At 37.6% G+C, this 14595-nt stretch carries 13 protein-coding genes and 1 other RNA gene; 7 read left to right on the top strand and 7 right to left on the bottom strand.

Annotation, left to right across the window (positions count from 1 at the left end):
* Positions 1-109: 109 nt before the first annotated feature.
* The 4 genes from AC4CUY_RS11165 to AC4CUY_RS11180 form a co-directional block, all read right to left on the bottom strand.
* Positions 110-3124 carry a M66 family metalloprotease gene (locus AC4CUY_RS11165; RefSeq protein WP_490774128.1) on the bottom strand — a complete coding sequence of 1005 codons (3015 nt, stop codon included), beginning with the start codon at positions 3122-3124 and terminating at the stop codon, positions 110-112.
* Positions 3125-3493: 369 nt separating this feature from the next.
* Positions 3494-4222: a histidine phosphatase family protein gene (locus AC4CUY_RS11170; protein WP_336950884.1), complete on the bottom strand. Its 729-nt coding sequence runs from the start codon at positions 4220-4222 to the stop codon at positions 3494-3496.
* A 108-nt stretch (positions 4223-4330) separates the two neighbouring features.
* Positions 4331-5182, bottom strand: a complete 852-nt coding sequence (locus AC4CUY_RS11175; RefSeq protein WP_336950883.1) for a 3'(2'),5'-bisphosphate nucleotidase CysQ family protein — start codon at positions 5180-5182, stop codon at positions 4331-4333.
* 304 nt (positions 5183-5486) lie between these two features.
* Complete coding sequence (locus tag AC4CUY_RS11180; protein ID WP_419360005.1) at positions 5487-5654, bottom strand: hypothetical protein; 168 nt, start codon at positions 5652-5654, stop codon at positions 5487-5489.
* A 277-nt stretch (positions 5655-5931) separates the two neighbouring features.
* Here AC4CUY_RS11180 and AC4CUY_RS11185 point away from each other — a divergent pair, with 277 nt between their 5' ends.
* The 6 genes from AC4CUY_RS11185 to AC4CUY_RS11210 all read left to right on the top strand — a co-directional run bounded on the left by AC4CUY_RS11185 (position 5932) and on the right by AC4CUY_RS11210 (position 11538).
* A complete protein-coding gene (locus AC4CUY_RS11185) occupies positions 5932-6651 on the top strand; it encodes an HAD-IA family hydrolase (RefSeq protein ID WP_419360003.1) in 720 nt (239 codons plus the stop codon).
* Positions 6635-7075 carry an RNA-binding S4 domain-containing protein gene (locus AC4CUY_RS11190; protein ID WP_336950812.1) on the top strand — a complete coding sequence of 147 codons (441 nt, stop codon included), beginning with the start codon at positions 6635-6637 and terminating at the stop codon, positions 7073-7075. Before AC4CUY_RS11185 ends, AC4CUY_RS11190 begins: the two co-directional genes overlap by 17 nt.
* Before the next feature lie 159 nt (positions 7076-7234).
* Positions 7235-8278 (top strand): recombinase RecA, encoded by a 1044-nt coding sequence (gene recA / locus AC4CUY_RS11195; protein ID WP_336950811.1) that lies wholly within the window; start codon positions 7235-7237, stop codon positions 8276-8278.
* Positions 8279-8423: 145 nt separating this feature from the next.
* The gene (locus AC4CUY_RS11200) at positions 8424-9272 is read left to right on the top strand and encodes an SDR family NAD(P)-dependent oxidoreductase (protein WP_419327324.1); all 849 of its coding nucleotides are present in this window, start codon (positions 8424-8426) and stop codon (positions 9270-9272) included.
* A 1-nt stretch (position 9273) separates the two neighbouring features.
* On the top strand, positions 9274-10704 hold the full coding sequence (locus AC4CUY_RS11205) for a class I adenylate-forming enzyme family protein (protein WP_483770950.1): 1431 nt from the start codon (positions 9274-9276) through the stop codon (positions 10702-10704).
* A 207-nt stretch (positions 10705-10911) separates the two neighbouring features.
* Positions 10912-11538, top strand: coding sequence for a regulatory protein RecX (locus AC4CUY_RS11210; RefSeq protein WP_336950808.1), 627 nt, complete (start codon positions 10912-10914; stop codon positions 11536-11538).
* Between the two features lie 382 nt (positions 11539-11920).
* Here the strand turns inward: AC4CUY_RS11210 and ffs are convergent.
* Positions 11921-12017: signal recognition particle sRNA small type (gene ffs / locus AC4CUY_RS11215), an RNA gene on the bottom strand.
* Between the two features lie 382 nt (positions 12018-12399).
* Here ffs and AC4CUY_RS11220 point away from each other — a divergent pair.
* Complete coding sequence (locus AC4CUY_RS11220) at positions 12400-13257, top strand: YbgF trimerization domain-containing protein (RefSeq protein ID WP_419327326.1); 858 nt, start codon at positions 12400-12402, stop codon at positions 13255-13257.
* A 67-nt stretch (positions 13258-13324) separates the two neighbouring features.
* On the opposite strand, the gene lpxA is transcribed toward AC4CUY_RS11220, so the two are convergent.
* On the bottom strand, positions 13325-14113 hold the full coding sequence (gene lpxA / locus AC4CUY_RS11225; RefSeq protein ID WP_336950806.1) for an acyl-ACP--UDP-N-acetylglucosamine O-acyltransferase: 789 nt from the start codon (positions 14111-14113) through the stop codon (positions 13325-13327).
* Positions 14110-14595 carry a 3-hydroxyacyl-ACP dehydratase FabZ gene (gene fabZ, locus AC4CUY_RS11230; protein ID WP_004719745.1) on the bottom strand — a complete coding sequence of 162 codons (486 nt, stop codon included), beginning with the start codon at positions 14593-14595 and terminating at the stop codon, positions 14110-14112. The genes lpxA and fabZ overlap by 4 nt, the downstream gene beginning before the upstream one ends.

The raw sequence follows: 14595 nt of genomic DNA on the forward strand, positions 1-14595 counted from the left end.
AATCATTGATGTATTTAAGTAAAATCATCAACATGAACAAAAATAAGCGCCTTATGGCGCTTATTTTATTGTGATAACTTAATGTTTGATTTGCTTATTTGATCAATGGTTACTTGATTAGAAGCTGCTTGATCAAAGCTAAATTTTCAGCACGGGTTGCAGCCAAAATCAAACTGTTATTGGCAGTAAGATTTGTCCATTTTTGATTCCCACCAGTACCGCAATTATAACTAATCAAACGTGCTCGGTTATTGCTTAAATAACCATATTCCAAATCAAAACATTTTGAACCTTGCTCGATACGTTGCAGTGTGGCATTCATCGCCCACACTTGGCTTGCTGCATCATGGTTACATGAGCTTAGATTAATCACCCCACCCTGATTGGCTAAACACTGATCCATATATTTTTTGCTGTGGATTTTACCCATTGCATCGTAGATCCACTGTTCAGTGTCATCACCCGTACAGCCACTCTTACCACTGATATAGGCATTCAATTTGCCATTAGCCAGTGTTTCAACTTTTAAACAATTTGTCCCATTTTTAATACTGGAAACATGGTTTAAATTGAAATCAGTACTTAGTTCCAACTTTGCCACAAACTGATTAAATGCCTCAATCGCTTCAACATTGCCACTTTCGAGATCAGTTCGATATGCATTTATCCAACGATTTAAACGATAAAGTTTAATTTGCTGTTGGGTATAACGAACCATTTCTGTCTGCGCGTCCGCTGACAATTCAGTTTTAAATTGACGATAAGAGTCAAATAATAAGCGTGAATCCGCATCTAGGCTGACCACCTCTTTACCTTTATTATTCAGCAAAGCTTGTTCGAGTTGTGGCATTTCAAGTGTTCTTAATGCCGAATACTCTGCTTCTTTACCAATAGAAACAAAAGGTGTCATTGCTTGTGTAGTGACTGGGATATTGATATTCGACAATTTCACTGCTTGCTGGCCTGCTTTTTGGCAGTAAAGATCAATATTTTGAGGGGCATCACTTTGCGCAAGATTGATATGGAACTTATTGGCATTGCTACCTGAGTTTACCCGTTGTGGTGCAAGTGCAATATTTTCTACTTTATTGACATACTGCACATTTAACCAACAATTTGCAGCAGTGCCAGCCGAGTTGGCCTGAGGTAGATTAAAGACATTGCCCCAATTACCTCGTGCTGCAGGATAAATAATCCCCACCTGATTGATTGGATCATAGCCACCTAAAATCGTATAAACAGGCACACTAAATAAACGTGGTTTTAAAAAGTTACCATCGGCACTGTTATACCAAACATTGCCTGAGTTTGGTGTTTTAGGTTGTGCATCTACCATTTCACGCGTTGCTGCATTCCATTTTTTATAACCTGTCGTAGAATTTGGATCCCAAACGTATTTATCAAAAGCAGGTTGAATTTTTAACCACATACTATAACCAGTATAGTGGGTATATTTGGAAATCGAGCTGGCGCTAGATCCACCACTCATGGCATCCCAACCATAAGCATAGAGATTTTGGAAGTTTGGTACACCATTACTACCATCACCTAAATTGGTATTGCCCCAATTTAAATTGCCACGCATTTTATTTCGAAATGCAATATATCCCCAGCCACTATCAGCATGATGTGCAGACCAGAAATAATTTGTAGGACTTCCACTTGTTTCGACTGAGCCAGGATAATGCCCTAAACCATAGTGATGCCCGATTTCATGGCTAAATTCATTCCCCACCGAATCGATCAATGTCAAAATACCATTTCCACCACTTAAGCCGTGATTGGACTCACCATTGGCATATTTACCTCTGGCATGATGAATCACCACACTTTGAGTCACTTGTGGTTGCTCTTGACTTTGCATCGATGAACTGGTGACACCCCAATTCGCTAAGTTAATTCCCACACTAAATGTTGATTTAGCAGTATTTTCACGCATATCTCCATCATAGACACCACCATTGGTTGCACTGACAGAATCGTAAATGACACCACTTGCAACCATGACCCGATTAAGCTTCATTTCATCGTATTTGCTGACAATCATTTTTGCAGCAGGGATGGTTTGGAAATAATCGGTTCCTGCTTTTTCAGGTTCCAACAGCATATAGTGACCATTGGATTTAGGTACATCAGTCAATAAACCTAAACGAATACTTTGTACCACCAACTCGCCTGGTGCTGCAAAATCAATATCTGCCCCAGCTAAAGAACCACTGCGATTGTTTACAGGATCTATAATACGGATGGATAATCCTGAACGTACCTCATCCCACTTTAATGCTGCTGACCATGCCTGTTTAGAGTACATCACCCGCGCTCGATCATCCTGATTAGATTGATCGGAAGCAGCAAGACGTGAAGGCTCTTTTAGATTTACGGTACGTATCAGTTGGTTACCTTGATAGATTTCCGCTTGTAATTTATCAACATCTCCCATTGAAACTAAAGGTGTAACCAATAACAATGCATCTTTTTGCGTTGTTAAGCGTGGCATTTTATCCTGTTCATTATTCTTCGGATTTACCACATGGCTTTGGGCAAACTGTAGCATTGCAGCAAAGTCACCATTTAAATCATTGCGCAATAAGCGATTTCCACCCTGTGCATTAAAATCATAAAAGCCTAATACACTGCTTGAGATTTTATTTTTAACTGGTTCTGGATATTTTTCTACTATAGGTGGTGTTGTCCCTGTATTACCATTTGAACCACCCGAACCATTTTCAGGAGGCTGAGTCGTGCCACCGTTTGAGCCACCTGAACCATTTTCAGGAGGCTGAGTCGTGCCACCGTTTGAACCGCCCGAACCACTCTCAGGAGGCTGAGTTGTGCCACCGTTTGAGTCGCCTGAACCATTCTCAGGAGGAGTCTCAGTTGATCCACCATTTGAACCACCCGAACCATTCTCTGGAGGCAAAGTCGTACCGCTATTTGCCCCCCCTGAACCGTTGTCTGGGGTTTCTGGTGTACCATCTCCAGGTAACTCATTTGTACCATCGCCAGGGTTTTGCGGTATATTCGATGGCTGATCATTTGTTGCATGGCTATCACTACCACCCCCACATGCAATAAGCATTGCTGAAAGCGTACAAATTGTTAAATATTTAAACCGTAATTGCATCACATATCTTCCCCATATTTATAACGACTTATCTCTATCCTTGGTTTTTGAGATTAAATTAAAATAATTATATATTTCAATAGTTTAAATATATCACACAGATTATAATCATGTGTTTTTTTATTTAAAAAATATAAAAAGGACATATTGCCCTAAATTTTACTTTTATGGATTTATTGAGTCTTAGGTTGTTATTTATCGGCACCGTGGCGCTATCGCGTGGCGATTGGGGGTATCGCCCATTGTGTGTGGGTATGCGGGGATACAGATTGAGTAGTGCAAGATGAGGCATCACCTACACAAAGAGAGAAGGAACTTTCAAGATCAATATGATTCACTCAACATAATTATTTTTGGATTTAAAAACAACTATTGCTGAAAATCTCGTATCGACAATTCACCACGTTCGCCTCGCCAAATCCATTTTAAACGACTATCTGCAAAACGTTCACCTTCAAACCAAACAAATAGCCCTTCCATCATCTCAGGCCAATCACTTTGACTGATATAGGTACGTTTTGAAATCACCGCAATAATCGCAGCAAGAATCGTATCGTGGCTCACAGCCAAACTAATACCGTTGTTTAGCGTAGGATGTGTTTCATAGATTAATTCAAGCACATCCACCACACCCGTAATCGGATGCTTCATACCAGGTAAGGCATTATTGACAAAACTGTTGATAAAACCTAAAGCACCTTGTGCTCTAAAATAGGGAGCAGCCTGTTTAATATCCAGCACAAAGCTTCCCGGCTCAACCAATAAGCCCTTTTCTACAATTTCGATATGATGGGTATTCGGATAAGGAGAAATTCCGTCAGCGCCTTGAATCATCAAAGCCGCGGTATCGACACAACGCTGAATGGGGCTTGAAATACAATGTTGGATCACTCGATCCGTATTTTCAATCAAATAACAGCCCCAAGCTTGGGCTAGATCACGACCTTGGGAAGTTAATTGCAGATCATAACCTGCCAGCCCCTGCCCATTCACAACCTCACGAATTGAATGACGCGTGAATAAGGTTACAGGTGTTTTCGCATCGGGCAATAAATCTATTGCTTTTAGCATACTGTTCGGCAATAAATCTAAGGCCATATCAACTTAAAACTCATTTTTATACAAGCTTACTATAACATATGCAACCAAACGCTCAATCTAATCTCAAAGTGTTAAATTATCTATAAAATGCATATGTATATCAGATTAAAAGCTCACATTGCTTAATGCTTCTAAAGCAATTTCTTTATTTTCGATGTTCCGAAATGCGATAAATCCATCATTTAAAACGGTATCACGTTGATTATAGGTAAATGGTACCGCAGCTAAACTCAGTAATCCGCCACCAATACTTTCCAATAATCCTTGTCCTGCACTGGTATCCCACTCAGAGGTAGGATGGAATCTTGGATAAATATCGATTTCACCTTCAAGCATCATACAAAACTTATAGGCACTGCCAGCCTCGCGTCTAATTACAGGTGACTCTTGCTCAATATAATCAATATATTGCTGATACTTTGGGTTTTTACTGCTATGGCTGAGCCCAATTTGAATTGCATCTTCCTCTACCGCTTTAAATTTGCAATAACGTTCCCAAGTATTATGAATAAAGCAATATTTATAAGGCAATTCTGTTAAATAACCTAAATACATCACTTGTTCAGTAGGTACAGCAATGATTGAGAATATGGTTTGGTGATTGTGAATTAGACTTAAATTAATGGTGAATTCATCACGTTCATGAATAAATTCTTTTGTTCCATCCAAAGGATCCAGCATCCAGCAAATATTCCATGTATGTCGTTGAGAATAATCACTCTCTTCTGATAGGACTGGAATTTCAGGGGTAATTTTAGCTAATTGTTCAATTAAATAGGCATTTACTTTTAAGTCAGCTTGGGTAACTGGTGACTGATCATCCTTTTTATCAATATTAAACGCATTTCCAGCACAATAATTTTGGTATTCCTCGAGCAAGATCTGACTTGCAGATGCCAAAACTGGAACTAATTTTAAAATTTGTTCATCTTGTGGTGCTTGAGTGGTAATAAACATTGATCCGACCTGTAGGATGTCTGATTTTTGTCCACAAGCCTACCATTTTTTTATGTTGAGTGCATGAAAACAATAACTTTTAAGTAATAAATATCTTGAGCTTAGATGTGCTTTTCGAACACTATATAGACTTCTAAATTTTCATTTGATTTAGATTACTCCAAGTCTATTCAATCTATTTAAAATTTTATCCAATGAAATCCATTTTAATATGGATAAATTAACCAATAACATATTGTTTTTATTAATTGTATTTATATAATTCCTCACACCTTTAAAATTCAGGCTTCAGATGTGTTGAATTTTAATCGTTGTTTTGTTCATGAATATTTTTTAAATCGGGTCTATGTTCATATATATTTTTTTGCAGTTCAAAAATATGACTGAGCACTTTGCCGATAAGCAAAATATTTTCCCTATTTTCCAATTCTGGTGCTTCTTGGATTTTTCCTGAAATATTATCTAATAGCATCGCTGCTTAATGTAATTCAGAATTTATAATATCTAATATGTTCATTTAATTCTCATTTATATCGTTTGGATCTAAGTGTTATAGCATTTAGATCTAATGCTTTAGATTGTAATATATGTAGTTGGCTCAAATTTTGAAACCATCGCTAGCGATTAGTGACCAATAAAGAAATTCGAAAATAGTAAGCTATCCAGTTCATCATCCCACATTTATTTTATTAAAATTTACACACTCATCATGTCTTTGCTAAACTTTAAAAAACTTAGGAGTTTCTTGAATGCAAAAACCGATCATCTTTTTTGATATGGACGGCACACTCCTTGATTTAGCTTTCGATGATCTGATCTGGAATACCAAACTCCCCGAACGTCATGCAGAAACCCATCAATGTAGTTTAGAGCACAGTCAAAATATTCTAAATGCATTTTATCAACAACATAATCATACCCTCTGCTGGTATTCTTCAAAATATTGGTCTGAAAAAGTTGGGGTTGATGTCCTCCAGTTACAATATGATTTTAAAGATAAAATCACCCCAAGAACGGGCTGTTTTGACTTATTAAAACAATTAAAAATACAAGGTTATCGTTGTTGGTTACTGACCAATGCAGATTGTGCTGGCTTAAAACTTAAACTTGAAAATGTTGATCTCAGCCCTTATTTTGAAGTAATGATCAGTAGTGAAGAAATTGGCTATTCCAAAGAGTTTATTGAGTTTTGGCAAATCCTACAGCAAAAGCATCCATTTGACCCACAAAATGCATGTTTTGTGGATGACACTATCCCAGTATTAAAAGGTGCTGAAAAGTTTGGTATAGCACACTTAATCACGATTACCCAACCTTCCAGTGGTCGTACTGCGCGTCATCAATTAGAATTGGAATATCCTGCAATCAATCATTTAACTGAGCTTTTACCTTTACTGAAAAACGTAGTGTTAGCAAATTTACAGTCAACAGATTTAGAACATAAGGATGTCGATGTCAAAACAGCCTGAGAAACAACAACTTGAAACAATGCGTGTAGACAAATGGCTTTGGGCTGCACGTTTTTTTAAAACACGCTCTATTGCCAAAGATGCAATCGAGGGTGGTAAAGTTCATCATAATAATGAACGTGTTAAAGTCTCAAAAGAGATTCGTGTTGGAATGGAGCTCACCATACAACAAGGTTTTGATCGTAAAACGGTAGTGATTAAAGCACTCTCCTTTGTTCGTGGCGGCGCACCGATCGCCCAACAACTTTATGAAGAAACTGAGGTGAGTGTGGCACGTAGAGAGTTGATTTCATCCCAAAGAAAATTGCATAATCTAGCACGCCCTGATCATCGACCAAGTAAAAAAGATCGACGACAAATTAGCAAATTTAAACAAGAAAATGATCAACAATTTGACCAATCTTGGTCCTATGATGATGACTGAATTCGTTTAGGTTGGGTACGACATCTTATGTCGTACTAATGTTTTTTAATATAGAACCATTTTTTATTTTCTGTCACTATTACTGCCGTGGACGAAAGATCAAATTTAATGACATCCACTTAAGATATTAGTGATATTACATCGTTTGAGGTTTACGAGATGGATGATAACAAAAGCAAGGCACTGAATGCGGCACTGAGCCAAATTGAGAAACAATTTGGTAAAAACACAGTGATGCGCTTAGGTGATAACACTGTTCAAGCGGTTGAAGCAGTTTCTACAGGCTCTTTAACACTTGATATTGCATTGGGTATTGGGGGCTTACCAAAAGGTCGTATCGTTGAAATTTACGGTCCTGAATCTTCTGGTAAAACGACAATGACGCTACAAGCCATTGCGCAATGCCAAAAAGCAGGTGGAACATGTGCCTTTATTGATGCGGAACATGCTTTAGATCCACAATATGCACGTAAACTTGGGGTAGATATAGACAACCTTTTAGTTTCACAACCAGATAATGGTGAACAAGCACTTGAAATCGCAGATATGTTGGTTCGTTCGGGTGCAGTCGATATGATCGTTGTCGATTCTGTAGCAGCGTTAACCCCTAAAGCCGAAATTGAAGGCGAAATGGGTGACTCTCACATGGGTCTACAAGCACGTTTGATGAGCCAAGCTTTACGTAAAATCACAGGTAATGCCAAACGTTCAAACTGTATGGTTATCTTCATTAACCAGATTCGTATGAAAATTGGGGTTATGTTTGGTAGCCCTGAAACCACAACTGGTGGTAACGCATTGAAGTTCTATGCTTCTGTACGTTTAGATATTCGTCGTATTGGACAAGTTAAAGAAGGCGATGAAATTGTAGGTTCTGAAACCAAAGTCAAAGTTGTTAAAAACAAAATGGCGCCTCCTTTCCGTGAAGCACTTTTCCAAATTATGTATGGTAAAGGTGTGAACCATTTAGGTGAATTAGTTGATCTGGCTGTTGCACAAGAACTCGTACAAAAAGCGGGTGCTTGGTATTCATATCAAGGTGACAAAATCGGTCAAGGTAAAAACAATGTCATTCGACATTTAGAGGAAAATCCTCAATTGGCTCAAGATCTTGATCGTATGATTCGTGAAAAACTTTTAACCACAGCCAATGCTGCACCTGCAGAAGATAAAGAAGAAGAACCTGATCTTTTAGATGTTTAAATTAAAACTTTATTTTAAGTTTATCAAGCGCCTTTCGAGGCGCTTTTTTATGCTAAAAACCAAATTAAACAACAGTCATTTTGATTTAAGATAAATTTCAGTTATAACTAAACGAAAGCCCTATAAATCAGACTTAATCATTATCATGTATAAAAAAATCAGAACAATCACTGAATTTTTATTTTTTCGAGCCCCACAAATTCAAGAAAATATACTGGATCAACATTTCTGCAATAAAACGATTTTAATTACAGGTGCAAGTTTTGGGATTGGTGAAGCATGTGCAAGGCTGTTATCCAATACACAATGCACGCTTGTGCTGATTGCACGTAGTACAGATAAGCTTGTACAACTCAAAAGTGAATTAGAATCTAATCAGTGCCATATTGAAATCATCTGTGCAGATTTATATCAATCTGATGCAGCAGAACATATTTTTCAAAGCCTAACAGCGCGCAATATTCAGATTGATGTATTGATCCATAATGCAGGAAAATCAATTCAGCGCTCTATTTGGGATAGCTTAGATCGCCCACAGGATATCGATCGAACCATTGCAATTAATTACATCAACCCTGCCCAACTTACCCGTTTATTGTTAACTGATTTAAAACTCAAGCAAGGGCAAATTATTGTGGTTTCAACCATCAACACCAAACTATTTGCCCCGCCATTTTGGTCAACCTATCAAGCCTCGAAAACAGCAATGCAACAGTGGATTCTTGCCATTCAACCAGAATTGGCGGTTTATGAAGTACACGCAGGCTTAGTCTACTTACCCTTAGTCCGTACACGAATGATTTTACCCACTAAACAATATCAGCAAATGCCAGCGATGCAAGCAAAAGACGCCGCTCAAGCAATTCTTGCGTGCCTAATTTATCGTAAACGACAATGGCAACCATGGTGGCTAGGAGTTGCACAGATTGCTTCAATATTGTTGATCACACCGATTTATTATTTCTATAAAAATTTACTCAAGCGAAAGTTATAAGATGAAATGGTTCTTTTGGTTAAGATGGTGCATAAGTTTATGCTATAGCACTATTCAACATGGTATTCATTTATATAGTATTTTAGATTCACAGACACGTATTCAAAAAGATAAAACAGCATTTATTATTGATGATCGTCAAATTAGCTTTTTAGAATTAAAATGTAGAACTGACCAACTTATTTGTGAATGGCAAAAAACACATAAGCAAAAGCAACTTCCGCAACAGATTGGTTTAATGATGCAACAAGACCTAGATAGCTTGGCGGCCTTGTTTGCACTGAGCCGTTTAGGTAAAGATATCATTATCGTTAACCCCAGCCTCGTACAGCATAAACTTCAAGCTTTAAATGACCAGAAACAACTGCATCTTATTGGCGGTTTAGATACATTCACTCAACTCAATATCCAAAATTTTACGCTTATTCCTCCACCAAGTACTCAGCAGAAATTTCGTATAAAACCGACTTATTTTAATAAAATAAGTGTCTGTTCTTCTGGTTCAACAGGAATTCCTAAAGTTGCGACAAGGCAATCTAAACCACTACAAAGTTTACCTTTGTTAGACCTCATGCTCAGGAAACTAAAATTTTTTAAAATTAAGCAAATTTTTGTGATGACACCGCTCTGCCATGCGGCAGGTTTAACTGCCAGTTTGATGGCACTGAGCTTTCATAAAACTGTGATTTTGCAAAAACGTTTTGATCCACAATCTGCCAAGCAACTGATTAAACACCATCAAATTGATTGTTTAAACTTAGTGCCCACTATTTTATACCGTTTAATTGAACTGAATGCTCCTCTGTGCTCAGTACAATACATCATTACAGGTAGCGCGCCTTTAAGCGCGAAATTGGTCAAACACGCGCTACTACACTATCCTCAGCTACAACTGTTCAATCTCTATGGCAGCTCTGAAAGTGGTATTAACCTCTTGGCAACAACAACTGATTTAAAACGAAATCCAGAAAGTATAGGAAAAGCTATTCAAGGTGTACAAATTAAAATTGCCGACTCTACGGGTCAGCCTTTAGAAAATGGCAATATCGGTATCTTATGGAGCAAATGTGCTTGGTCAATTACACCGAATCAATGGCTACAGTGCGGTGATTTAGCCGTACAAGATGCTGAAGGTTATTATTATTTAAAAGGTCGCTCTGATGATATGTTAATTTGCGGTGGAGTCAATGTTTACCCGATTGACTTGGAAAATATTTTATATACCCATAGCGCAATTAGCTATGCACGCGCTTATGCTATAGATGATACTGATCTTGGACAATGCTTGGCAGTAGACATTATTCTCTATCAGGTACTGAATATTGAAGAATTACAATTATGGATTAGCGGCCAAACGCCTCGCTACCTTCGCCCTAAATCAATTCGAATCATTGACCGAATAGAAACGGATAGTATCGGTAAGCCAGTTTAGGCGTTATTAAGCTTCGACATGAAGCGTTTTAAATAAAAATTTAAATCCTCATATCTGTTTATTTATCTTCCCCCTCTAATACTTGCTTAGACTCTTTGATATTTAGGAGGAGTAAAATTCATCTGTATAGCATTTGCACTGTTAAAAAAATGAATTAAAGCTAAACTAGCATTTATCTCTGAAATAAATAGATTGTTATCAATAGCTATGAGCCGAGCAAAATTTCCCAAATTGTTAGATTACCAAAAACTCAAACAGCAATTTGGTGAACAGGAAGCAACAGAGTATCAGCATTCTACATCTCGACCTGCAGAACCTGAATCTAATATTGCAAATGATGAACACGCTTTTAATGCAGCACAGGATCTTGCACCCAAACCACAGGGCTTGACCGGTACTCGTTTGCGTTCTTATGCTTTTGCTGTGTTGACTCGAAAAGAATATTCCAAAGCTGATCTGATTGAAAAGCTGATGACCTATGCACAAAGCCGTGAAGAGGTTTTAACTTTGGTTGATGAGTTGTCAGCAAATAACTACCAAAGTGACCAACGCGTAGCGGAAATGACTGTACGTAGCCAAGTCCGTAGAGGTAAAGGCCCGAATCGAATCAAACTGGCTTTACGTGCCAAACAACTGGATAAAGCCTTGGTACAAGAGGATATTGCAGAAATTGATTGGTATGAACAAGCCTATCAATTGAAAGTTAAGAAATATGGTACGGAGGTCAGCAAGGATCCAAAAATTAAAGCCAAACAAATTCGCTTTTTACAATATCGTGGGTTTGAAATGGATGCGATTATGAAAGCAATTTCAAAAAAACCAAGTGATGATTGATGATGGTCAGTCGATACAATTCCAAATAAACTTTTCATTTAAAGGTAGGTTGAAAATCTTAGGCTGAAAATCTATTGATAGAATTCCCTTCTCACTTTTTTTTCTTATAAATTCTAAGCAGATGCAATATCTTTTAACCCTGCACAAGCTAGCATTTCATTCATCCATAAAACTATATGCGTATTTTCAATACAAGCTCAATAAGGATGATAGATCTTTAATCACGACTAAAAAATGATGGTTGAATTAAATAAGAGGGTCTAAAGATTGAGAATATAAATTTTCAGGGATTAAATAACAGAGATGATTTTAAAATGTAGCATATAAATTGAATGGATATATTGAGTTATTATTATTGGTAAATTTAGAAATCTGGTGGCAGCCCTACTAGCAAAATCTCGGCACATCGTATTTCTGATACCGTTGCTACCTTCCGGTCCTGGCGGGGTTTTCAGAGTACAATTGCGAAACCACCAGCAGGGCTACCATTGCAAGAACAGAGTATAGAGATTTTTAATTTTCTTTCAAGCCTAACATTGTGATTTTCTCAAGTTATTCATTCGTTTGCTTATTTCATCATCAATATGGTTAATTTTTAACAGTAATTCTAACTTTCTTTTCAATAGCCCATTAAACTTATCAAGCATCCGTCAATATTTTACTGATTTTTTTCTCAGCACTACTTCATAAATTACAAGCGTTAAAATACAAAAAAGCTTCATATTGCATTAGAATTAGCTGAAGATTGTAAAAGCATCTTGCAATTCCGCCCCTAGCCGTTTTTAATGATAACAATTATTGATTTTCAAATAGCCCATATCAACCTATTTGAAAAATTTTGACTTTGATGGATTTTAAATTATGCTAAAAAAGCATGCTCTGTTTTCTATTGCTTTACTCAGTTCAGCATCTTTATATGCAATTCCTATAGAATCTCGTGGATTAAGTGATACTGCATCATCGCGAAATGATGTAGCAAATTCACCAGCACCCATTGCTGGAAATATGAATTGGGATTTAATACAAAAGAATCAACAATTAGAAAATCAAATTCGTGAATTACGTGGCAAGATTGAAGAACAAGATCATGCCATCGATCAATTAAACAAAGAACTCACCAACCGCTATACCGATTTAGACCAGCGTCTTGAACTTCTCAATCAAAAGCTTGAACCTGAGAGCAATCAACCAGAACAAGCCCCCGCTGAAAATGCGCCTGTCGATAGTTCAAACACAACTGATCAAACAACTTCGACAAACAAAGCTACGATAAATAGCCCAGTACCGACAACGGCACAAAATTCAGCAACACCAACCACCGATAGTGGCAATAATACCAGCGATCCTGTTGCACTCGAAAAAGCTGCCTATACTATCGCTTTAGATGCGTATAAAAAAGGCGGTGCAAAACAAGCCATTGCTCCTATGCAAAACTTTATTAAAAACTATCCAAACAGTATTTATACTGGAAATGCTTATTTCTGGTTAGCTGAGTTTCAATTGGCAATCGATCCGCCAAACTATAATGACGCCAAGAAAAACTATGAAATTGTGGCAGCTAAATTTCCAAACTCATCTAAAGCACCACGTGCCTTATACCAACTTTATAGTATTGCCAAAGATGTCAACAAGAATACCCAAACTGCGAATGTCTATAAAAATAAACTGTTAAGCACTTACCCTAAATCAGAAGAAGCTGGTTTTTTCAAAAAAGGCTAACAATCTTATTTATAGCTTAAACAAAAAAATGCCTCAACTATGAGGCATTTTTTGGAATCATTAACAATTAACGCACGATACCGCGCTTAGATTCTAATACTGAATCAATCAATAACTGGACTTCTTCAACTTCTGGAAGGATCTCTTGACGAATTTTTTCAATGGCTTGCTCAGTGGTTAAACTCTCTTTATAGATCAATTTAAACGACTCTCTTAAGCCTTGAATCACATTCTTAGACCAGCCTTTACGGCGCATCCCTTCTACGTTCATACCATAGGCATGCGCAGGATTGCCTGAAACCATGACATAAGCGGGAACATCTTTAAGAATCAATGATGCGCCACCAATCATACTATAAGAATCAATCTTACAGAATTGATGGATACCTGAGTTCCCGCCCACAATGACGAAATCGCCAATGTGCACATGACCAGCGATGCCTACATTATTTGCAAAAATATTGTTATTTCCAATCAAACAATCATGTGCAATGTGTGTATTCACCATCAATAGGTTATTGTTCCCTATTTTGGTTAGACCTCGATCTTGAACAGTGCCACGATGTAAGCTGCAATGTTCACGGATTTTGTTATTGTCGCCAATTTCTAACCAAGTTTCTTCACCCTGGTATTTTAAATCTTGACAAATTTCACCTACACTTGCGAATTGGAAAATATCGTTATTTTCACCAATACGTGTATAACCTCCAATCACAACATGTGAGTGAAGTTTGGTACCAGCACCAATCGTCACTTGCGGACCAATAATACAATATGGTCCAATTTGGACATCTGGTGCTATCACTGCAGAAGAGTCAATAATAGCGGTTGGGTGGATTAAGTCGTTACTGCTCATGCCTGCTCTAATTTCTGATGAGAAATGATAATTTCAGCTGTTGCTGCTACCACGCCGTCAACACTGGCAGTACATAAATACTTGTAAATGCCACGTTTTTGCATGAGTAATTCAGATTTTAGCACGAGTTGGTCACCTGGTACGACTTGTTTTTTAAATCGTATTTTTTCAGCACCAGCGAATAAGAACAAAGAACCTGGTCTTGGCTTTTCATTATTCATGATAAAACCGAGCACACCAGAAACTTGTGCCATCGCCTCAACGATCAAAACACCCGGCATAATTGGATAGCCTGGGAAATGACCCTGCATAAATTCTTCATTAATTGAAACGTTTTTGTATCCTACAATCCCATTCTCTGTAACTTCAGTTACACGATCGACAAGCAAAAATGGATAACGATGTGGCAAATATTCGCGAATCGTTTGGGTTTGCATTGGTAATTCAGGAACCGTAAAAGGTAGAGATTTAGACTCAGTCAT

It is taken from the genome of Acinetobacter sp. 778_lipA (assembly GCF_058242985.1).

What these genes read in the sequence shown, in the direction of transcription:
- AC4CUY_RS11165 (WP_490774128.1), bottom strand. Translation starts at nt 3,124, where the DNA reads ATGCAATTACGGTTTAAATATTTAACAATTTGTACGCTTTCAGCAATG.
- AC4CUY_RS11170 (WP_336950884.1), bottom strand. Translation starts at nt 4,222, where the DNA reads ATGGCCTTAGATTTATTGCCGAACAGTATGCTAAAAGCAATAGATTTA.
- AC4CUY_RS11175 (WP_336950883.1), bottom strand. Translation starts at nt 5,182, where the DNA reads ATGTTTATTACCACTCAAGCACCACAAGATGAACAAATTTTAAAATTA.
- AC4CUY_RS11180 (WP_419360005.1), bottom strand. Translation starts at nt 5,654, where the DNA reads ATGCTATTAGATAATATTTCAGGAAAAATCCAAGAAGCACCAGAATTG.
- AC4CUY_RS11185 (WP_419360003.1), top strand. Translation starts at nt 5,932, where the DNA reads ATGCAAAAACCGATCATCTTTTTTGATATGGACGGCACACTCCTTGAT.
- AC4CUY_RS11190 (WP_336950812.1), top strand. Translation starts at nt 6,635, where the DNA reads ATGTCAAAACAGCCTGAGAAACAACAACTTGAAACAATGCGTGTAGAC.
- recA (WP_336950811.1), top strand. Translation starts at nt 7,235, where the DNA reads ATGGATGATAACAAAAGCAAGGCACTGAATGCGGCACTGAGCCAAATT.
- AC4CUY_RS11200 (WP_419327324.1), top strand. Translation starts at nt 8,424, where the DNA reads ATGTATAAAAAAATCAGAACAATCACTGAATTTTTATTTTTTCGAGCC.
- AC4CUY_RS11205 (WP_483770950.1), top strand. Translation starts at nt 9,274, where the DNA reads ATGAAATGGTTCTTTTGGTTAAGATGGTGCATAAGTTTATGCTATAGC.
- AC4CUY_RS11210 (WP_336950808.1), top strand. Translation starts at nt 10,912, where the DNA reads ATGAGCCGAGCAAAATTTCCCAAATTGTTAGATTACCAAAAACTCAAA.
- AC4CUY_RS11220 (WP_419327326.1), top strand. Translation starts at nt 12,400, where the DNA reads ATGCTAAAAAAGCATGCTCTGTTTTCTATTGCTTTACTCAGTTCAGCA.
- lpxA (WP_336950806.1), bottom strand. Translation starts at nt 14,113, where the DNA reads ATGAGCAGTAACGACTTAATCCACCCAACCGCTATTATTGACTCTTCT.
- fabZ (WP_004719745.1), bottom strand. Translation starts at nt 14,595, where the DNA reads ATGACTGAGTCTAAATCTCTACCTTTTACGGTTCCTGAATTACCAATG.